The sequence below is a fragment of the Kitasatospora sp. NPDC038210 genome, from assembly GCF_055600605.1.
On the sequence record NZ_JBVJYK010000031.1, the window covers coordinates 55663 to 77476 of the forward strand.

Consider the following 21814-nt stretch of genomic DNA (forward strand, 5'->3'; position numbering starts at 1 on the left):
CGGGGCTCGCCGGGCCGGGTCAGCCGGTGCAGTTGGCCCTGACGGCGGAGGCGGCGTGGTGGGCGTAGGTCACGGTGCCGCCCTTCCAGTCCTCGCCGCGGCTGTGCAGCACCACGGCGATCCTGCCGCCGCTGAGCGGGAAGGTGCCCGCGGAGACCCACTGGCCCCTGCTGGCGACCTGGTTCACCTGGAAGGTCCGGTTCTGCACGGTGTAGTAGGTCGGGGCGCCGCCGACCGCCTTGAGGTCGCCGTTGGGCACGTAGACCGACAGGTTGCAGGTGCCGGTGGTGAGCGAGCCGGTGTTGAAGGTCCACACCACCGTGTTGCTCTTGTCGTCGTTCGCGTCGCCGGACATCGGCACCGAGGTGAAGCCGCCGCCGCAGCCGTCGCCGGTGTAGCCGCCGGAGTTCTTCCGCCAGCCCTCCTGGCCCTTGTCGTACCAGCCGTTGAGCTGCATGGAGGTGGAGCCGCCGCAACCGGGGCCCGCCACGGCGTTGTAGGTGGGCGGGGGCGGCGGGGCCGGCTGGGTGGTCTTGGCCGGGGGCTGGGCGGCCGGGGGCTGCTGGGCGGCGGGCGGCTGCTGGGGCTGGGTCTTCGGGGCGCCGGCGCCCTGGCCGGTGCCCGGCGCGGCGCCCTGGCCGCCGCCCTGGACCGGTGCGGGCGCGCCCGCCTGGGCGGGGGCGCCGCCGGTGGCGGGGCGGCCGGCCGGCGGGGCGCCCTGGCCCGGGTCGGGGGCCGGGGCGGCGAAGGGCAGGGCGGCCGCGGCGGCTCCGGCGGCGGCGGGCACGACGCCCTCCCCGGGCGGCGGTCCGCCGGCCGGCTGGGCGGGCTGCCCGTCCTGGCCCGGCTGCAGGGGCTGGTCGCCGGGCGGGTTGCCGGGCGTGTCGGCGCCCGGCACGTAGCCGTCGCCGCCGTCCGGCTGGGAGTACCCGCCGGGCGGCGGGCCGTCGGCGCCCGGCGTGCCGGGGCCGTTCCCGCCGAACCCGGAGACGCCCAGCGGCACACCGACCAGTACCAGGCCGGCGATCACCGCGGCGGCCACCATCGGCTTGGGGATGCGGCGCTGGCCGCCCTCCTCCTCGGCCGCCCCCGCCGGTGCGGGCGCGGCGCTCACCCCGGCGCGGGAGCGCCCCGCCGCCGCGGCCCGGGCGGCCGTGGTCCCGATCGCGGGCACCGGCCCGGCGGCGCCCACCGCCGCGGGGGCCTGCTCCTCGGCGCGGGGCGCGCCCTCCGCCGGCTTCCCGGACTCCTCGGCCGGCTCGGGCACGGCCCAGGCCACGGCGGGCAGTTGGATACCCCCGCCCGACGGCTGACTCTCCCGTCCGCTGCGCACCTTGCCCACCCAGGCCTCCTGGCCCTCGACGACGACACCCGGCAGGGGCGGCCCGCACCGACCTCACCGGTCGCGGCGCAGCGGCCCCTCCCCTAAGCCACGGACGGCGGGGGCCTGCGGGTTCAGCGGGTGTCCGGGCGCCAGGCCGGCTCGGCCGGCTGCGGCGGGTGGAGGACGAAGTCGGCCGCCCGTTCCAGGGTCGCCGCGTCCGGCTGGGGGCGGGCGTCGCCCCGCTCGCGCAGGTGCGCGAGCAGCCCAGGCTCGGGGGCGATGTCGTACTCCTCCAGGTAGTAGGTGACGGTGTCGGTCCAGATCCACTCGCCGTCGGTGCGGTAGTTCAGCGGGACGGCGCCCCGGCGGGAGGTGTCGAAGACGTCGTCCATGAGCATCGGTGTCACCAGCACCGCCGTACCGGCCCGCAGGTACGCGGCCAGCGCGGCCCGTTCCGTCGCGTCCTCCACCACCGGGCGGTCCCACGAGAACCCCGGCCCGGTCACCGGGTCGACCATGTCGAAGACCGCCGCCAGACGGAACTCCTCCGCGTCGGCGCGGCCCTGCTGCTGCTCCATGTCCTGCTCCCCGCTCGCTTCCACCCGGTGAACGGCGCCCGGGCCCCCCGGCGTTCACCGGGTGGCCCGGGGACCGCGTCAGGAGCCGGTGATGGCCGGCCGCGGGTCCTGCTTGAACCAGAGCAGGAGGGCGGCCTGCAGTTCGGGGGTGAGCTTCCACGCCAGGATGCCCTGCTTCATGTGCTTGTTCAGTTGCGTGACGAAGTCCTTGTCCGCGCCCTTGTAGGCCTTGACGAACTCCATGACCCGCTCCGCCGACCTCGGTTTGACCGCTCCGTTGATCACGTTCACGGCGGCGGCCTCGGCCGCCCGTGCCGCTTCCTCGGCCGCCCGCTGTGCCGCGGCCGCCTCCTCGGCCGCCCGGTCCGCGAGCCGCTGGCTCCAGGCGGACTCGCCGTCCTTGGAGGGGAAGTACTTGAAGGCGATGTCCTTCCCCTTGGGCACGTACGTGCTGGCGGAGTTGAGCCTGGTCGTCTGCTCCCAGCCGTACTCGATGGTGTCCTCCACCTTCTTGCCGTTCCTCGTGTACTCCCGTTGCTGAATCGACAACGTCGACTCCTGCTTGGCGTTGATCGTGTACCCCACGTAGGCGCTGATCTTGGGGAACGCGTCCTGGAAGTCCTTGACGACCGATTTGCAGCTCGCGCACGTGCCCCGGGAGGAGAGCACCGTGAGCACGCCTTCGGGCTGGGCGGGCGGCTCGACGTCGGGCCGAAGGGCGGTCTTCTCCGGCGGCTTGCCGGGCGCCTTCCCCGAGGGACGGGGGACCGGGTCGAAGCCCCAGTCGTTCATCCGGTCGAAGGCCTTCGCGAGTCCCTTCACCTCGGCGTCGTAGCGCTGCGTCGGCAGGCCGTTGTCCTTCGCCCAGCGGGTGGCGGCCTGGAACGAGCGGCTGTCGTTGATGGACTCGTCCCTGCCGTTGGTGACGGCCTCGGTCGTCTGCCAGCTCTTGTCGCCCTTCAGCTCCAGGCCGATGACGGCGTAGGTCTTGGTCACCTCGGTGCCGGCGAAGAGCGGGGCGAGGAGGGAGTCGTCCAGGACCGCCTTCGCCGTCTCCACGGTGTCGGGGTCCGGCTTCGCGGCGGTGTCCCCGGCCCTGTCCTTGCCCTTCCCCTCCGTCGCCCCCTCCTCGGGCTTCGCCTCCCCCTGCGGGTCGTCCGACGCCCGCTTGCCCGACAGCGCCATTTCGACCAGGTCGGACGTGAGGGCCGCGGTGCTCTTGGTGTCGGTGCTCTTGGTGTCGGTGTCACCGAAGACGTGCGTGTCGTGCATGGGGGTCAGGTCCGTACGCTTCCACGCGTCGATCTGCGCCCTGGTCCCCTCGTCGATCACGGTGATGGACCCGAAATCGGACCGGCCTTCACGGCCCGGTCCTCCGTGGAACTCCCAGGACCGCTGGTACGTCAGCGGCTGGTCCTGCCCCTCCGCTCGGAGCGCCCCCACCCACTCCTCCTCGGTGGCCGCACGGTCCGGGAACAGCAGCGGATCGATCACCCGCTTTCCGCCCGCCGTCTCGACCAGGACGGCGACGTGCTGGACCCATCGGTATCCCGCATGCAGTCTCTCGTTCCCGGACGCGGGATAGGCCCAGATCTTGGAGAGGTGCTGACGGCCGACGTCCGGGGCGAGTCGGTGGATGACTTCGGACAGCGCGTGGGCCCGGTTCTCACAGCCCTGGGTGCCATCGCCACCCGCGGGGTTGTAACGCCTCAGCACCTCGGAGACGAGGTTGTCGAAGCGGTCAGCGGTGACGGGCTCCGCAGGGGTCTCCGTGAGGTGGTCGCGGTGGTCGGTCACTGCGTCCCGCTCGTCGTCCAGAGACCTTCCGCGCGCCAGGTCCGAGTCCTGGGGCAGCATCGCCAGCAGTTCGTCGGCCGTCCGCGCCGAGCGGAAGAGGCCCATGGCGTGGATGGCCTCAAGCGCGTTCGTCTCCGTCTGGAGCTTTCTGACGAGGCTCTCCGGGGCCCCCCTGCTCTCAGCCTTCGTCAGCAGGGTGTGGACCTCTTCATACTTGTCCTTCACCTCACTCAGGATCTCCCGGTAGTCCTCGTCGTCCGTGATCACGCTCATCCGGCTGTCGTCGTCCGACGCCATCTCCTCGTCGGCGACGGGGTCGTTCGTCCGGATGCGCTTGCCCGAGCTCGGCCCCACGCCAGGGTCCGAGCCCGAACTCGACTCCGAGTCCGAGTCCGCGATCCCGCCCTTGCGTCGGCGTCCGGAGAACGCCACCGCGTCGTCGTGCGACGCCAACTCCCTTTCGTGAGGCTTGGATTGGGCAGGGATCACGGTGTAGCCCTCGGGTGCCGACGTCGAGCGCGGCGGGAGGGTTCCGTCCGCCGGCAGGTGGGCGCCGAGGGCGCGCACCACGGGCGGGGCCTCGGGGGACGCGTCCCGGGGGGCCGTCAGGCTCACCCAGCCGCCGCCCTCCACCAGGACGGGACGGCCGGAGCTGTCGAAGCCGGGCTGCCGCCCGACCACCAGGACGCCGGGGCCGTGGGGGTAGGTGCGGAAGGGCGCGGAGACCGGGGGCATGAACCAGGCCAGGCCGCTGGGGGCGTAGACCTCCAGGTCGAGGCCGGGCAGCCGCAGGCGCAGCTCCCGCAGCACGCCGGCGGCGAACGACGTCTCGCCCTCGCGGGCCGACGAGCAGGCCACCAGCTGCACCGGCTTGTTCCCGTCCCAGGCCCGCTTCTCGTACAGCGAGGCGAGCAGGTCGGCGACTTCGCCCTCGGTGACCCGGGTGCCCTTCCAGCGCGGCACGCCGTCGGTGCCGGTGTGCATCGCCACGGTGAGGAAGCGTTCGTCGGCGGGGAAGCGGTCCAGTGTCCCGGCCATCCGCTGCCGGGCCTGCTCGTCGACGCCCGGGTCGTCGAGGCGGTGGGCGCCCGAGGCTTCGTGGTGGACCAGTGAGGCGCGCAGCTCGCCGCGCCGGTCGGTGACCGGTGGGGCGGCGGGCGGTGTGTGCTCGGCGTCCGGTCCGAAGTGCCCGGCGTCGGGCAGCGGCGTCAGCCCGGACTCCGGGTGCACGGGCGCCGGGTGCGCGGGTTCCTGCGGTGCCTCGTCGTGGGCCGGCCGCTCGCTCCAGGGGCCGGGCCCGAACTCGGCGGGGCCGACGTAGAGGTCCGGCGCGCTGATCTCGATCACCCGGTTGACCTCGGCCGGGTCGTCCTTGGGGCTGACGCCGAAGCTCAGCAGGACCGGTGCGCCGTGCTCGTCGGTGCGGCCGGTGGCGACGGCGACGTGCTCGCCACGGCTGAAGACGACGATGTCGCCGGCACGCGGAAGCGGCGTGTGCGGGTCGTTCGCGTCGTAGGTGGCCCTGGTGTGCGGGAGCAGGCCGGCGACCAGGTTGGCCGTCCACTTGGGGCCCGTCAGATCGGCCGCGTACAGGTCGTGGATCCGGTCCCAGCCGATCAGCCCCCCGGCGTGTGCGGTGAGCAGGACGGACTCCCAGCAGTTGAGCGTGGTGTCCTTCGCGAACGGCGGCGGCTGCTCCGCCGGGCCGTCCATCGCCCAGGTCGCGAAGTCGGTGCGCCCCAGGCCGAGGTCGCCCGAGGCACGCCACTCCAGGACGACCCCGTTGTGGGACAGGTCGCGCATGGCGTGCGCGAGCTGTCGGCCGCCCTCGGCGACGGGCAGGTCGAAGCGGCCGGCCAGGTGGTCGGCGCGCAGCGTCAGGAGGCCGTCCAGGAAGGCCGGGGGCAGCGAAGCGCCGTCGGTGAGATGGTCGAGGGCGGTGCGGCCGGTCTCGTCGATCAGCTCCAGTTCGTGCAGTCTGCGGCCCACCGCGGTCACGTCCGCCCGGTGGTTCGCGCCGCCGGGGCCGACGCCGGCGGTGAGTGCCAGGCCGAGGGCGCCGGCGTGCTCGGGCGTCAGCGGCGAGCCGAGATGCTCGGTCACCATCCGGACGAGCGGGGCGACGGTCGTCGGGGGCACCGGCAGCCTGAGCGGAGGGGCGTTGCGGTTCCTGGCCCGCTCCTCGATGCGGCGCATCAGTGGTTCCGTGTCCTGCCGGATCCGGCCGGCCAGGTCCGGCTCCAGGGCGCCGAGTTCCTCCAGCCGACGGGTCAGCGCCAGCACGTCGGCCGGGCGGTTGTTGTTCCGTCCTTCGTCCCCGACGAACGCGCCCGAGGCCATCCGCAGGCCCGGCCGGGTGTCGGGGACGTCCCGGTTCGCGGCGGCGGGCAGGACGCCGGGCGGCAGCGGGGCGGGCTGCACCGGCGCCTGCTCGGGGGCCGGCGGGGGCGGTGCCTGGGCGGGGTGGCGCACCGCCGTCACCGGCCCGGTGTTCCCCCCGGCCGGGGGTTCGGGCCGGTCGAGGGGCTGTTCGACCGCGTTGCGGAGCCGATCGTTGCCGCCGGTGGCCGGGTCGCCGGCGTCGACGCCGGTGTGCGGCTGCGGGGCGGGGGTGGGGGCCAGGACGTCCTGCGGGTGGTTGCGCGGCGGCATGGTGCCGGCCACACGCAGCTCCACCGTGAAGGTGTGGCCGTTCTTCCCGGCGAACGTGCGGAGTTTGGCGGCGATCTTCTCGGCACGTTCCAGGGTGGGCAGGGAGTCGTCGCGCCTGGGGGGCCGCGCGCCGGCCGGCTGCTCGGGGGCCGGGGCCTGGTGGCTGATGACGATGTGCCGCAGGTCGCCCCAGGACAGCGGGCCGTGGATCTGCGTCTCGAAGTAGCTGTCGGTGTCCATGCCCTCGGTGAGCATGCGCTCGCCGAAGTCGGGGTCGTGCCGGAAGCCGGTCGCCTCGCCGAAGACCCGTTCGACCATGTGCCGGTCGCCCCACAGCAGCAGCGGCAGCACGTGGGAGTCGGAGGTCACCGACAGGGCGCCCTTCTCCCGTGCCGTCCAGGAGTCGTTGGGGGTGTGGGTGACGCGGCCGCGGATGTCGTCGGACCAGTGCAGCGCGAACGCGCCGTAGCGGCGTGCCACGCCGTAGGGCTGCAGGTCGGAGACCAGTGCCCCGTACTTGGGCAGCAGGCCGCGGTCGTTCTTCTTGGGCGCGAACCGGCTGCCCTCGCTGCCGGTGTCCTGGAAGAGGTCGCGGGTGTCGTGGCTGCGACGCAGGGCGGGCGCGTAGCCGAAGTGCTCCTCCACGGCGCCGCGGCGCGAGGGGACGACGGCGGCCTGGGAGGCTCCGGTCTCCCAGGCGTTGCGGAACAGTCCCTGTTTGTCGGCCATCAGCTTGTCCAGCAGGGTCTTCGGCTTCGGTCCCCAGTTGCCGAGGACCCCGCCGGCCTTGCCGAAGGCGGTCTGGCGGTTGGCGTTGAGCGGCTGGTCGAAGTGGAAGTTGGTGGCGATGTACATGCCGGTGCGCATGTGGTTCTCGACGTCGGTGATCAGCCGGTCGATCGCCTGGGGGGTGTCACGGGGGTACCTGGCCGCCCATGCCCACTCGCCGGTGGCGGTGGTCAGCTTCTCCGTGAGCAGGACGCGGTCGCGCTGCTCGAAGTCCATCGCCTTGCGTTCGACCATGACCAGGGCGGCTGCCTGGACCGGGTGCAGGGTGTTCCAGTCGACGCCGGCGCCGGTGAGGCGGTCCAGGAGCGGCTGCGGGTGCACGTCCGGGTCCAGCGGGTGCTTGTGCGGGTCCTGCAGGTGCGCCACCAGTTCGACGTCCCGCGCGCTGGGGACCATCCGCTGCTTGGACTCGGCGTCCAGGGCGTGGCGGTCGAGTTCGGCCTGGAGTTCGCGGACCTCCAGCTCCAGCGTGTCCAGGAGCCGGCGGTGGTGGGTGTCCTGCCACGTGCCCGGGGCCGGGGGCGGCTGCGTCCGCAGCCGTGCGATCTCCTGCTCGCGTGCCTGGGACGCGGCGGCGAGGTCGCTCCCCTCGTGGTCGAGGTAGGTCGTGAAGGCCGAGCGGAGCTTCTCCTGCGCCCGGTCGATCTGCCGCTGCAGCTGCCGGTGTTCGGGGCTGCCCTCGGGCAGGTCGGCGATCTGCCGGCGGAGTTCGCCCAGCTGCCCCCACTGCGCGGACCGGAGCGGGTCCTCGGCGTCCGGGCCGGGCAGGCGCATCGGAACGTCGAGCGGGTGGTCGGCCACGCGCATCGGCTCGCCGGGCAGCGGCGGCCTGCCACCGTCGGCGTGCCCCGCGGCCTGCACCGCGGTGTGGCCGGCGGTCTGCTCCGTGACGTGGTCGGCGTCGTGCTCCGGCGCCGGGGTGATCTCGTCGCCGTGGGGCATGTCGGGCTGCGGCCGCGGGGCCGGCGGCGCGGAGGCCGGCTGCCGGGGCCCGCCGCCGTCCTGGGCCGGCGGGTCGTCGTGGGCGGGCTGTTCGCCGCCGGGCGGGGTGTCGGCGGAGGGGTCGGCGAACTCCAGGTCGTGGAGGGACCAGTCGCCCACCAGGTGCTCGTCCGGGAAGCGCCCCTCCGGCGCCACCTCGCTGCGCAGCTCCTGCTCGGTCAGCGGCGAGAGGAAGCGGTAGCGGTGGTGGGTGTCGCTGTAGGTGAGGTCGGTGTTGGCGAGGTTCGGGTTCGCGCGTTCCTCGGGGGTGAGGCTCTCGGAGAACAGGCGGGCGCCGCTCATGATCTCGTGGAAGCTGTGGTCCTCCGACTCCAGCATCCAGCCGAGCAGGGCCATCCTCAGCTGCTCGAAGTCGACCGGGCCCTCCCCCAGTTCGGCGAGCTTCGCTTTCCCCGCGTCGGTCTTGACGAGTTCCTTGACGGCCTGGAGCATCCCGAAGGCCGTGCCGGAGGTGCCGCTGACGACCAGTCCCCCGCTGTCGTGGGCGGCCTGCTGGAAGTCGGAAACGAGCTGGTAGTGGAAGGACTTGGCGCCGGGCTGCCAGCCGAGCCGGCCGTCCTTCTCCACGGCGCTGTACCACTCGCCGCGGCCCAGCGGCGGGTTGACCTCGAAGGGGTTGCGGTCGGTTTCGAGGATGGTCTTGGCCTGGCGTTCCGCGGCCTTCTGCGCGGCCTCGACGACCCGCTTGCGCTCCCAGTCGGCGATCTGGCGGCCCTGGAGCTCGGTGTAGGCGTTCCGGATCCCCTCGATGACGGGTCCGTACGGTTCGTCGGTGCGGAACGATTCGAAGGGCGTCTGCGGCCTGCGCTCGGCGGGCGGCTTCAGCAGGTCGCCGTAGGCCTTCTTGATCTCCGCGGTCAGCGGGGTGACGACCTCCGCGCCGATGTCGTGGCGGTCCTGCCGTTCCTGCTTCAGCTGTTCCGGTCGCGGCAGTTGCCGCTGCCGCACGAGCTTGGCGAAGTGGTTGGAGGTGTAGCCGTTGTAGAGCAGGGCCATGCGTTCCCGCAGGTTCCCGCCGTCGACGACCTCCTGCAGCATGTGCCGGTCGGTGCCGACCATGCCGGTCGTGCCCGTGCTCCTGGAGCCGAACTGGGTCCTGTCCTTGTCGTTGGTGGTCATGGACCAGGCCAGGTCGACGACCTTCTTGACCTCGCGCTGGACGTCGGCGCGGTCGAGCAGGTGGGTGGCGAGCCGCCGCTCGTAGGCCTCGGCCTGCTCGCGGTAGCGGATGCGCCGGAGGTCGCCGGGCGCGGCGGGCGGGGCGGCCTCCAGGGCCTCGCTCTTCGGGACGGGATCCGGCTCGTGGGCGGGGGCGGACGCGTCGTCGCCGTGCGGGAGTTGACGGGCCTTGTCCTGGTGCGCCTTGATCAGGTAGCCCTCGAACTCCGGGACGAAGTCCTCGGTCCGGTAGTGGTTCCAGACCGATGCGCCCTCCTTCACCTTCAGGCCGGCGATCCGCAGACCGCTGGACTTGTCCGCGGACTGCGCTCCTTCCCGGAGGAGGCCCTCGTAGAAGCCGGGGTGGAACTTGAACTGCGTCCCGTCGGTGAGGAAGTCGTACTTCTTCAGCGTCTCCGGGACCTCCTTGGCCGTCCAGTCCTCGGTGATGTTCTTCACCTTCAGACCCGTCGCCTTGCGGGAGAGGAGGAACTCCATGACCACCGGCAGGCCGGAGAGGGAGTCGCTGTAGGTGGCCGCGTGGTCGAAGTCGTGGCCCGTGTAGAGCCCCGGGCCCAGCTGGGACCAGCCCTCCTTGTTCTTGACCGCGCCGATCTTGCCCTGGAGCAGGTACCCCCGCAGCGTCCACGCGTCGGTCACCCGGAAGACCGGCTGCCCGGGCTCCAGGGCGACGACGACCATGTCCGGCTGGACCCGACCGGCCAGTTCCTTCGCCACCTTCGGGTCGACGGTGGCGCCGGTCTCCACCGCCACCGGCCCGCGCGTGTCGGGGCGCAGTTCCGAGTAGTGCGCGGCCGAGCCCGGCTCCCTGCCGGGGTCGCGGTAGACGTGCACCTCGCGGCCGGCCGCCTCCGAGTTGAACGCGGTGCGGCCGTTCCCCGCGTGGACCACGAGGTGGATGCCGAGGGCGTGGGCGATGACGCCCGGCGCCTCGTCGTAGAACGAGGTGTTCCACAGGGACCGGTTGCGCAGTCCCATGTCGAGCAGGTCGCTCATGCGCAGGTTCCCGAGGTCGCTCGCGGACAGCGTCGACGCCTGCTCGTCGCCCGGGTCGCGGTACACCTGCCACGTCCGGTCGCGCTCGTGCGGCTCCAGCCGGTCCACGGGCCGCTGGCCGGTGGCGTCGGCGTTGCGGCGCAGCTCGGCGCCGGCGTCGCTGCGGAACCACTGCGAGGCCAGCTCGCGCAGCCCGTGGACGGTGAGGTCGCCGTGCTCCCAGCTCTCCAGCCCGCGGGCGCCGGCGAGGACGGCGTGCAGCAGGCAGTCGCCGTCGCCGGGCACGCTGACGGCGTGGTAGAGCCGGCCGCCGTCCAGCACGTTCACGCGTGACTCGTGCACCGGGACCGGGGCGTTCGGCGGCCTGTGGACGGGGCTTTCGGTGACGTGGGCGACCGCGTTCGGCGGTGCCGGGGCGACGGGCCCCTCGGCCTGCCGGTGCTGCTCCGTCAGCGGGGCGGGTGCCTGGGCGGTGTCCGGGCGGGAGCTGTGCTGCTCGTGGGTCAGGTCGCGCAGGACCGGGCCCGAGTGCAGGACCTCCTCGATGCGCTGCAGGTGGCGGGGCAGCACGGTGAAGTCGTCCCGGTGGGCCGAGGTGCCCATCACCCCGTTCTCGCCGGCCCACCGGTCGCGGCGGCGCAGCGCGAAGGCGTCGCCCGGCCTGGTCACCGGTTCGACGTACTCGTCCGGCAGGCCGAGGAAGTGCAGCAGTTCGTGCAGCAGCACGCCGGGCGGGCTCTGGTCGGACCAGGTGAGCTGGTCGCTGCGCTCGTCGCCGGGCCGCACGGTGACGGTGCGGTGCGCGCCGTGCTCGGTCTGCGCGCCTTCGACCCGCAGGTGGACCTGATCGCCGCCGGGCAGGTGGAAGCGTTCGTTGAATCGGTCGCCGACCACGGCGCGGGCCCGGTCGAGCGTCCGGGCGGCCTCGTGCGGGGGCAGCGGGTGGCCGTCCGGCCCCTGCAGGTGCAGGCGCAGGGTGAACTCGGTGACCCAGTGGCCGGGCCGGACCTCGAAGCGCCGCGCGTCGTAGCTGATCGTGGTGTCGGCGCCGTGCAGTCCGCCGAGGCTGCGCCGGCGGTTCTCGTACTGGTCGCGCACGCCGGGGCCGGCGATGTCGCCCGGGCCGGCCTGGCCGCGCACGCGCGGGTCGAAGCGCTCCGTCTCCATCCGGGCGGGCGGCGCGAGGGTGCGGATGTCGGCCCAGGCGGAGGCGGGCAGTACCGTGCCCGGGGTGACGGGCGGCGTGGCCGGGGGCACGACGGCGGGGGCCCCGGCGGCGGGCGCCACCGGTGCCTGGGCGTTCTGGTGCACCGTCGTGGCCGCTCCGGTGGTGTCCCCGGCGGGGTGGCTGAGGAGCTGTTCGACCGCGCTGCGGAACTGGTCGTTGGCGTCGGCGCCCAGGGCGTCGCGCCACACGTCCAGGTACTGGTGGACCTCGCCGTTCTGGTCGTCCAGGCCGTGCAGGAAGGTGGTCAGCTCCGAGGTGTTCCCGGTGGCGAGCGCCGTCGAGGCCTCGCCGATCCGCTGCCCGCCCTGGGACTGGGTGCCGTTCGGTGCCAGCGTCCAGGGGCGGGTCTCGCCGCCGGGGCGGGCCGAGATGCCGGGGGTGGCGAGGGTGAGGATCTCCTGCCACGTGTTGGCGCCCTCGGTGACGACCAGGGTCGAGCGCTGCTCGAACAGTTCCATCACGGCCGGCTGGACGCGTCCCAGCCGCAGGCGGTGGACGCCTCCGTCGCCGGTGTGGGCGGCGGCGACACCCTGGAGGCCGTTCAGCAGGTCGGCGTGGTTCTGGACCTCGTTCGGCTCGGCGCCGAGCAGGACCACGACCGCCGGACGGGACGGGTCCGGCAGCGCCCGCAGCGCGGCTTCCATCCGGGCGGCCATGTCGCGGTGGCGGACCGTGCCGTCGCCGATCTGCCCGTAGTAGGCGGTGACCAGCCGGATCTCGCCGTCCTGGGCGCGGCGCAGGAGGTCGGCGACCAGGTCCGGGACCTGGTCGTCGGGGCCGGTGGCCTCGGGCCAGTGGTCGCGGACGTGGCGCGGGAGGTCGGCCGGCACGGGCTGCGGGCGGAAGGGGTAGGTGACGGTGGCGCCCTGGTCGTGCCACAGCTCCGCCAGGACGTCGTCCCCGCGGCGGATCTGCCGGGGGTGGCTGTCCCAGAGGAAGGGCTGCAGGACCAGGACGTCCGGGTCCTGCTCCCCGGTCATCCCCCGCAGCGACGCGGTCAGGTTCTCCTCGAAGTAGGCGGCCGTGTCCCCGCCGTGCGGGGCGTCCAGGGCGGCGAAGACGGTCAGCGTCCGGCCCTGTCCGGAGGACTGGGCGCCGGCCCTCAGGAGGTCGGGGGTCAGGTGCTGGGCGGGGTGGATCGGCCGGTCCCGGTTGTCCTCCCGCGTGACGGAGGCCCGGAAGTCGGTCTGGATCTGCGGGCTGTCGCCCGTGTAGCGGTTGCGCACGTTCGGGGTCGGCCTGCTGGAGTCCAGCCAGGCCGTCTCGGGCCTCGCCCCGCTCCAGGCGAAGTACTTCCAGTACGTCTCCAGGTCGGTGGCGATCCGCTGCTCGGTCGTCCGGTACGCGACCTGCATGGTGTCCGCGCCCGCCGGGTGGGCGGTCACCCGCAGCCCCCGGTAGGAGCCGGTCCACGGGCCGTGGAACAGCCCGTAGGAGTGCCGGGGGTGCCCGACGTCGGCGGCACGGCCGAGCCGTTCGGCGTAGAACGGGGCCTTGCCGCTCGCGAAGGTCAGGTGGACCTCGCCCCGGTAGCCCATCGCGGCCAGGCCCTCCAGCACCTTCAGGAAGGCGACCTGGTGGCCGCTGCCGGGCGAGCCCGGGTCGACCAGGCTGATCCGCGGGTAGCGCTGGTGCAGCTGCTGCCCGAGGGCGGCGTCGGCCGGGGACACGGTCGGCGGCTCGCCGCTGTGCGGCGGCAGTGCGGCGAGGTGCTGTTCGTCCTCGGCGCGGTGCTGCTCCCGGATCTCCTGGACCGGCCCGTGGGAGGGCGTCGGCACGAACGGCGCGGCGAGGTGCTGTCCCGCACCACCCGGCAGCGGGGGCGCCAACGGGCCACCCGGCGGAGGCGGCGGACCGCCCAGCGGCGGCGGGGGCGGACCGCCCGCAGGCGGCACCAACGGACCACCCGGCGGTGGCGGCGGCGGGGGCGGACCACCCGCAGGCGGCACCAACGGACCACCCGGCGGTGGCGGCGGCGGGGGCGGCGGGGCCTGCGCGGGCGTGCGCTGCGCCACCGGGTAGACGGTTTCGTCGGCGGCCCGGTGTTCCTTCCCGGCCGCCTCCCGGCGTTCCTGGTCCTTCCCGGCCGCCTCCTGGCGTGCCTGGTCCTGCGCCTCACGGCGGGGCCCGCTCTCCTCGTGGTTCCCACGGGTCGTCAGGAGTGTCCGGTCCGCCCGCTCCTGCAGCGGTCCGGCCGCCCCGGACCGGTCGTCCTGCTCGACGGGTTCGTGGTCCTTCGGGCGGTTCCCGCCCGGCTTCTTCTCCGAGGACGGTCCCAGGACGGTGTCCCGGGAGCGGACGGGCGGGCCGGACGGGGTGCCGGGCCCGGGCTCGGGGGTCGGCTCGTGCTCGGGCGTGTGCTCGGGGGTCGGCTCGTGCTCGGGGGTCGGCTCGTGCTCGGGCGTGTGCTCCGTCTCGTGCTCGGGCCGGTTCTCGGCGTGCGGGCGGCCGAAGACGTTCTCGTTGGCCGCCTCGTGGCCGCGCCAGCGTTCGCCGTCCAGGTCCTCTGGCCCCCAGTGCTCCTTGTAGGCGTCGAAGAACTCGCCGCCGTAGCGGGTCTTGAGCTCTTGGACCTCCTCCGGCGACACCCGGCGGCCCTCGGCGAGGCGGTCGTAGCCGGCGGCGGCGTGTTCGCGGGCGGGCAGCACGGCGCGCTCGAAGGCGACGTGCTCCTCCAGGCCCTGCGTCAGCCGCTCGCGCTCGCGCCGCCACTGCTCCAGCTGCCCGCGCAGGTCGGCCTTGTGGTCGGCGTCCGGGTCGCGCAGCAGGGGGCGGAAGTGCTCGTCGAACGCGGCGCGGACCCGCTCGGTGTAGCCCTCGCGCACGCGCCGGGCCGCGGCGGAGGCCGGCGGTTCCGAGCGGTCGGTGCGGGCGCCGCGCACCGGCCGTCCCAGGGCCGTCTCGACGGAGGCCGCCGGGTCGGTGCGGTGGTCGGCGGCGTCGGGGCCGCCCAGGTCGTGCGGGACCTCGGCGCGGGCGGTGTCCTCGGCCGCGCGCACCGCCTCCTCGCGGGCGCCGTGCAGGGCCAGCAGGCGGTTGGCCTCGGCCTGGGAGGTCAGCCGGTCCAGTTCGGCCTTGAGCCGGTCCGGGTCGCGCTCGGCGGCGGTGTGCTCGGCGACGAGGCGGTCGGCGCGGCGGGCGAGGTCGGCGCGGGCGGCGGCCACCGCGCGCGGGGACGGGCCGTCGGCCAGGCCGAGTTCGCGCAGCGTCTCGGGGCCGAACTGGTCGGGGGCGCTGGTCTTCCACGCCGCGGCCGCGTCGTCCACCGCGTCGACGGAGCGCTTGAGGACGGTCTCGCGGACCGCCTGGACGGCGAACTCGTGGGACAGCCCGCTGCGGTGGCTCTCGAAGCCGGCCCGGAAGTCGGCTTCGAGCTGCTCCTTCCCCTGGAGGGCGGAGTCGAGGGCGGCGAGGTCCTCGCCGTTCTCGTCCTGGATCCCCAGGAACGCGTCCTCGTCGCGGCGGCCGCCGTGCGGGTCGGTAGCGCCGGGGCGCTGGGCACCCGGCTCGGCCTCGTCGACGTGCACGGTCGCACGGTCCTGGTAGCGGCCGTGGAACTCGGCGATCCGCTCCCGCATGGCCTCGGCGATCTGGTCGCGGGCCTCCTCCGACACCCGGGCGTCCTTCGGCACGCCGGCGGCGTCCAGCAGGGCGCGGTCCGTCTCGCTGAGGTTCTCCCGCTTCCAGTCGGCGTGGGCGTCGTCCACCGCCCGTTCGATCCGTTCGGTCTGCGTGGCGCGTGCCTGCCTGACGTCCAGGTCCCCGGCGGCGCGGAGCAGTCGGCGTTCCAGGGCTCGGGCGGCCAGGGCGTTGCGTTCGGGGGTGACGTCGGCGCGGGTGGCGTACAGCTGGGCGATGTCGCGTTCGGCGTCGGCGCGGAAGCGTTCGGTGGCCTCGCGGCGGATCTCCGCGTGCAGGTGGTCGCCGCCGGTGGTGGCGGGGTCGAGGCCGCGTTCGGTCAGCAGGTGCTCGAAGCGGCCGACGGCGACCCGCAGGGCGAGTTCGCGGGCGCCGGCCAGTTCCAGGCGGCCGGCGGCGGCGTCGAGGATCTCCTGGCGCTCGTGCGGGCGGGCCTCGATGTCGGTCTGCAGGTCGGCGGCGGTGCGGCGCCACGCCTCGGTGCCGGGGTCGGTGAGGGTGCGCAGTTCCCGGGGCAGACCGAAGTGGACGTCGCTCAGGCGGTCCTCGATGTCGCCGTGCAGGGCTTCCCTGGCCTCGGCCTCGGCGAGCACGGCGTCGTGCCGCTCGGCGATCTCCTTCTGCTTGTCCTGCCAGGAGGTGCGCCGTTCGCCGCCGGCGGGCGCCTTGGCGTGCTCGGGGGCGTCGACGCGATGGTAGGGGTGGCCGGAGGGCGTGTGGGAGGTGGCGGGGCCGTCGGGGGTGTGCGGGCCGGCGGGCCCGCCGGGCCCGGGGTCGCGCGGCGGGGTGGCGGGTGGCACGGGGCCCTGCGGGTCGGGGCGGTTCCCGTCCGGGCCGTTCGGGCCGGGGGTCTTCGGGTCCGGGGTCTTCGGGTCCGGGGTCTTCGGGGTCTTCGGGTCGGGGTCCGGGCCGTCCGGGGTCTTCGGGGCCTGGCCGTTCGGGTCCGGGTGACCGGGCGCAGCGGGCGCGGTGCCGTCGCCGGGGCCGTCGGCGCTGGTGCGGAGCGGCGGCGGCGCGGCGGCCGGGCTCCGGTGGGTGGTGTTCTCCTGCGGCTGCGGGCTGGTGTCCGTGCTGCCGGGGTGCCGGCCTGCTCCCCCGGGGCCGCCGCCGGTCGAGGTCGGGGGCTGGTGCAGGGGCGGTTCGACGCCCTCTTCGACGACCGTGGTGCGGTGCGCCGGGTCGGGCCTGCTCTGCTGCGGCTGGGGTTTGACGGCGCCGTCGCGGCCGTTGGCGTCGGCGGAGGCCGTCGCGGTGGTGCCGCGTTCCCCGCCGTTCGCCGGGTTCCCGGCGCCCTGGTTGCCGCTGCCCTGGTTGCCGGCCTTGGGTGCGCCCGCGCCGGTGGTGGCGGACTCGGTGGTCCCGGGTCCGCCGCCCGTCTTGCGGGGCACGGGCGGGGGGACGGGGGCTTCCCGGTCGCCGGGCGTCGTCGTGGACTTCGGCGTCGTGGACTTCGGCGGCGCGGGGGCGGTCGTGCGCTCGTCGCCGCGGGACTGCGTCTCGACGGGCCGGGCGGGGGCCTTCGGGTCCCATCCGCCGTCGACCGAGGAGTTGAAGCTGGTCTTGCCCTTCGGGTCGGCGAGGACGCCGTCGCCGTTCTCCTCCCGGTGGTGGTTCCCGGATCCGAGGAGGGTCGAGCCGGACAGCGAGGCGCCCGACTTGATCGAGGCGCCGTCGCCGCCCGACAGGTGCGTCCCGGCGATCTGGTCGATGTGCCCGGGCCGGGGCACCGGGAAGGGCGCCGAGTGGCCGCCCATGTTGCTGATCACCGAGAGGATGGTCAGCGGGTGGGTCCTGCCGTAGTACCCGCCGTTCTCGTCGGTGATCCGGGAGCTCTCCAGGCCGCGGACGAAGTCCGTGTAGCGCAGGGTCAGCGGCGAGGCGAGGCCCATGATCATGTGGCGCATCCCGCCCATCATGAAGCCGCCGAGGAAGCTCATCCCGCTGGCTTGCCACTCGCCGTTGTAGATCGTGTTGTAGATGCCCTCGGTGAGGTACTGGTTGATGCCCGACTCGAACTGGCTGCCCAGCACGTGCCCGAGGTGGAACATCTTGTTCATCTTGTTGACGCCGCCCGCGAGTTCGGGCACCTTCTCGACCAGCAGCTTGAGTTCGGGCGTGAGCGCGACCCGGGCGCCGTCCTTGGCGAGGTTCTCCAGGGTCTCCGTGAGCGCTTCCTTGCTGCTCTCCTTCATCACGGTCTTGAGCGAGTGCTCGGCGAACTGCCTGCCGATGTGCTCGCCCATCTCCCGGGCGAACTTGGCACCGAGCTCCTGGCCGAGTTCCTTCTCGAAGAGCTCGCCGAGCTGTCGCACGAACTTCTCGCCGGTCGCGGCGCCGACCTTGCGTCCGGCTTTGAAGCCCTTGGTCAGGTACTGGGCGTTCTCCTCCAGGAGCTTGGAGATGCCCTTCGCGAACCGCTCGGCCGCCTCGTTGCCGAGCAGGTGGCCGAGGCCCTCGCCGCCCGCCTTGGCCCCCTCCTTGGCGCCCGCCTTGACGGCGCCGTCCCCGAGTTCCTTGATGCCCGACTTGAGGGCGCCGCCCGCCACGCTGCCGGCCAGTTCCTTGCCCGCCCCCTTGAGGGCGCCCTCCCCGAGCTCCTTGCCCGCGCCCTTGAGGGTTCCCCCGGCCAGCCCCTTGATCACGTCGTCGAGCGCGCTCTGCACGAACAGCTTGGCCAGGCGGCCGCCGAGCAGCTTGCCCAGGCCCTCGCCGATCAGGCTGAGCGGCCCGCCGATGGCGCCGCTGAGCGCGCCGAAGATCGCCGCCTGCTTGGTGAGGTCCTTGTCCCACTCGTGCCGGTCGCCGTGCTCGAACTGGATGCCCTGGATGATCGCGTCCAGCATCAGGCCGCCGACGACGCCGCCGAAGGTGTGCATGGCGATCAGCTGCGCGAGCTTCTTCAGCAGCTGGAGGAGGAACTGCCGCGTCAGGATCTTCTGCCACTCCAGCTGCACCATGGAGAAGCCGCCGGTGAACACGGACCAGGCGATGGCGAAGGCGATCTCGATGATCAGCTGGACGAGCTGACCGATCGCCATCCACTTGGTGTACTCGACGGTGTTGGCGACCTTGCCGGCCAGCTCGGCCAGTTGGGTGCAGAGTTCACCGGCCTTGCGGAGCGGGTCGTCGCTCGGGTCCTGGCTGGTGAACTGGCTCCACTCCCGCCTGAAGGCCTTGGCGGCCTCGCCCTCGATCCGCTTGTCGCAGGTCTGCACCGCGTCGAGGATGTACTCGCTCAGCTTCGGCAGGTCCTGGGCCAGCGCGAGGTAGTCGTCCCGGACGTCCCGCAGCAGCCCCTCGTCGGACTCGGGCCAGGGCATGCCGCTGATGATGTGGAAGAACTGCGCCACGCCCGGGGAGACGTGGATGGACGAGTGGGACATGGCGCAGGGCCTCCGGGGCGGTGCTGGTGGTACGGGGGGTGCGGGGGCCGGCGGGAGCGGGCGAACGGACGGGCAGGCGGGCAAGCGGGCAGGCGGGACCGGGGCCGGGGCCGATCCCTAGCGGAGGCGGTTCACACCAGGCCGCGGCCGTGGTCGTCGGCGGCGTCGAGGAGGTCGGCCGTGCCCTGGCCGTGGGCGGACATCGCCTTCAGCTTGTTGCGGATCTGCATGGTCAGCCCGGTGAGGTCGGCGGTGGGCTTGTCGATCTTCTCGTGGTACTGCTTGCCGATGTCGTCGCCGCCGCCGGCCTTGACGTTCTTCGTGTTGATGTCCTCCACCTCGGTGTTGATCTTCTCCACCAGGGCGGCCACGTCGTCGAAGTTGGCGAACGCCTGCTTGAGGCCCGACTCCTTGCGCAGCCTGTCAGCCATTGAACTCCTCCTGCTTGCGGGACTTGACGCTCTGGTCGGCGCCGGGGCGCATCGCGGTGAGCGGGGCGAGCAGCGCGTCCAGGTCCAGGGCGCCGCCGGTTCCGAACGGGTCCTCGTCGCCGCGTTCGCCGGTGAAGTTCATCCGCAGCGTCTCGCCGACGCCCTCGAAGCCGCGCATCTCGGCGGCGATCCGCTCGCCCATCCGGGCCTTGGCCTCGTTGAGGACGTCCTTCAGCACGGCGCTCAGCTCGGCCGGCGCCATGGACTGGTAGGCGGTGGTGTGGAAGCTCAGCGCGAGCAGCTCGCCCTGGGGGCCGACCTTCGCGGTGACCATCCGGTCCTTGCTCCTGGCCTCGGCGGTCATCGCCTGCATCCTGCGTGTCGACTCGGCCAGCCTCTCCTTCTGCTCCTCCAACGAGGCCAGGGCCCGGTCCAGTTGGTCCTCGAACGAGTACGACATGCCTTCTCCGTGTCCTTTCCCGGGGCGGCGTCCCTGCCGGGACGCCGCCCTGTCTGCCGGTGGTGCCCGCCGCTCAGCGGCCGATCACACCGTTGACCGCACCGGTCTCGGTGCCCCAGACCTCTTCGTCCTCGGCCAGCCAGGTGGTGCGCTGACGGTCCTTCTCGCCCTGGCCCGCGCCCATGCCGCCGCCCATGCCGCCGCCCATCGGCGGCATCATCGGCATCCCGCCGCCGCTGGTGGAGACCGACCGGCCGCGCATGGCGGCCTGCTCCTCGGCGGCCAGCGCGGAGGCCTTCTGCATCGCGGCCTTCTCGGCCGCGGCCGACTCGGCGGCCGCGGCGGCCGCCGTCCTGCCGCCCGGGGCCAGCCCGCCGCTGTTCTCGATGGCCTGCGGGCTCAGCCCGCCGCCGGAGCCGACCAGCTTGGGCAGCGAACCGCCGCCGGAGGGGATGCCGCCGGAGCCGCCCACTCCCCCGACGCCGCCGAGGAGGCCGGCGTAGGAGCCCGGGCCGCCGGAGCCGGAGTCCGCGCCCCCGCCGGAGCCGTAGTCGCCGAAGGAGGAGCCGAGGTCCAGCTTCCAGTCGTCCCCGCTGGACGGCGGGCGGATGCCGCCACCGCTGCCGGTCCCGCCGCCTCCTCCCCCGCCGCTGCCGACCATCGCGTCGATGGCGTGCTGGCGGTCGGTGTAGCGCTGGGAGATGTCGGAGATCGGGCGGCCGGTGGAGTCCAGGAGGGTGCCGTCGTCGGCGATGGAGCCGCCCTTGGGCAGCACCACGGGGTTGCCGTCGCGGTCCAGCACCTCCTTGTCGTCGGGGCCGATCACGGTCCCGTCCTCGCGGACCCTGGAGCCCCTGGGTACCTTGGCGTTCTGCCCGTAGATGCCGCCGCCCGTGCCGGGCGGGACGTCCGAGCCCGGCGGGACGACGACGGGCTTGCCGTCCTTGCCGATCACCTTCTGGCCGTTGGCGTCGTACACCTGGCCGTCCTTGCCGATGTAGCCGCCGGGGGGCAGCAGCACCGGCTTCTTGTCGGCGCCCAGGACGGGCTTGTGGTCCTTGTCGAGGATGGGCGTGCCGGCGCCGTCGCCGATGCCGCTGCCGCCTCCCCCGCCGGGACCGATGACCGGGGGCGGCGGGGGCAGGTGGGTCTTGGAGTCGCCGCCCTTGCCGTCGCCTCCCTTGCCGGCACCGCCGCCGCTGCCGCCGCCCAGGTCGAACTTGCTGCCGCCGGCACCGCCGCCCAGGTCGATGTTGCCGTCCTTGCCGTCACCGCCGCCTCCGGCACCGCCCTTGCCGTCACCGCCGGTGCCGTCGCCGGTGCCCGGGCCGGGGGGCGCCTGGGTGGGCAGGTCCAGGCTGATGTTGACGTAGCCGCGGCCGAAGTCCGTGACCAGCTGCTTGTAGGCGGTGTTGAGGGCGTCCGTCGGGTCCTTCCCCTGGTCGTCCTTGCGCGCGTCGAGGTACTTGGCGACGTTGTCCAGCCAGATCCTCTTCGCCTTCTGCTCCAGGCCGGTGTAGAAGGCGTCCTTGGTGGCGTCGCCGAGCGTCTTGGAGGGGATGGACGTCACCTGGCCGTTGGCGTCCAGTTCCGGGCTCTTGCCCGCCATCTCGTCCGCCAGCGCCGCGTAGATGGCGTGGGAGGGCCACAGGTCCCCGGATTTCCACCACCCCGTGTGGACGGTGTAGAGGCCCGTGACCGTCTTCGGGATCTGGTCGGCCGCCGCTTCGAGGTCGTGCGGGTGGTTCACCGTGTCCAGCTGGAGGCGGATGGTCTCGATCTCCAGCGCGTACCGCTTGAGCAGCATCTTGAACTCGCCGGCCGCGTCGCCCTGCCAGCTGCTGTCCGGGCCGTCGATCAGGTCGACCCACTTCTTCACCCGCGGGTACCAGGTCTCCAGCCACGTGCCCACGTCCCGCAGGCCCTGGGCTGCGGCCCGCAGGCTCCGGGGGTCGATCGTGCCGTTGCCGCCGCCGGACGCCAGCGGGCTGAGGATCCCCTCGTGCTGGTGGATGAACTGGGACAGCGGCTTGTCCGTGTCGTTGCCCCAGTCCGTGTAGTTGACCGGGATCCCGATCAGGACATGGTGATTGACGTTGTTGAAGGTGTAGTTCCACGCCCACCACACGTCGGGCCTGCTCTCGCCCTCCTTGGCCATGTCCGTGTGCCCGACCTTGACCTCCTGGCCGTAGTAGAAGTTGGCGCCCGACGTGCCCTTCTGGACCTGGTCCGGCCTGATCCAGGACTTGGCCCCGGAGGGCAGCTCCGCGACCTTGGTCCGGTCCACGATCTTCTGGTCCGGGCCCGCGAAGAACGTGAGCACCTGCTCCCAGGTCACGGCCATCAGTGCCCCCAC

At 73.6% G+C, this 21814-nt stretch carries 6 protein-coding genes; all 6 read right to left on the reverse strand.

The features are described 5' to 3' along the window. Positions 1-19: 19 nt before the first annotated feature. Entirely contained in the window at positions 20-1342 is a 1323-nt protein-coding gene (locus ACZ7KX_RS37220) for a carbohydrate-binding protein (protein ID WP_470330384.1), read from the reverse strand. Positions 1343-1455: 113 nt separating this feature from the next. Next, a complete protein-coding gene (locus ACZ7KX_RS37225; protein ID WP_470330385.1) occupies positions 1456-1902 on the reverse strand; it encodes a hypothetical protein in 447 nt (148 codons plus the stop codon). A 78-nt stretch (positions 1903-1980) separates the two neighbouring features. Then, entirely contained in the window at positions 1981-18567 is a 16587-nt protein-coding gene (locus tag ACZ7KX_RS37230) for a WXG100-like domain-containing protein (protein WP_470330386.1), read from the reverse strand. Between the two features lie 131 nt (positions 18568-18698). Then, the gene (locus ACZ7KX_RS37235) at positions 18699-18998 is read right to left on the reverse strand and encodes a hypothetical protein (protein WP_470330387.1); all 300 of its coding nucleotides are present in this window, start codon (positions 18996-18998) and stop codon (positions 18699-18701) included. Further along, the gene (locus tag ACZ7KX_RS37240; protein ID WP_396552614.1) at positions 18991-19458 is read right to left on the reverse strand and encodes a YbaB/EbfC family nucleoid-associated protein; all 468 of its coding nucleotides are present in this window, start codon (positions 19456-19458) and stop codon (positions 18991-18993) included. Before ACZ7KX_RS37240 ends, ACZ7KX_RS37235 begins: the two co-directional genes overlap by 8 nt. 73 nt (positions 19459-19531) lie before the next feature. Further along, complete coding sequence (locus ACZ7KX_RS37245; RefSeq protein WP_470330388.1) at positions 19532-21802, reverse strand: hypothetical protein; 2271 nt, start codon at positions 21800-21802, stop codon at positions 19532-19534. Between the last annotated feature and the right edge of the window lie 12 nt (positions 21803-21814).

Coding starts and splice junctions, on each gene's coding strand:
- ACZ7KX_RS37225 (WP_470330385.1), bottom strand. CDS start 1,902: ATGGAGCAGCAGCAGGGCCGCGCCGACGCGGAGGAGTTCCGTCTGGCG.
- ACZ7KX_RS37230 (WP_470330386.1), bottom strand. CDS start 18,567: ATGTCCCACTCGTCCATCCACGTCTCCCCGGGCGTGGCGCAGTTCTTC.
- ACZ7KX_RS37235 (WP_470330387.1), bottom strand. CDS start 18,998: ATGGCTGACAGGCTGCGCAAGGAGTCGGGCCTCAAGCAGGCGTTCGCC.
- ACZ7KX_RS37240 (WP_396552614.1), bottom strand. CDS start 19,458: ATGTCGTACTCGTTCGAGGACCAACTGGACCGGGCCCTGGCCTCGTTG.
- ACZ7KX_RS37245 (WP_470330388.1), bottom strand. CDS start 21,802: ATGGCCGTGACCTGGGAGCAGGTGCTCACGTTCTTCGCGGGCCCGGAC.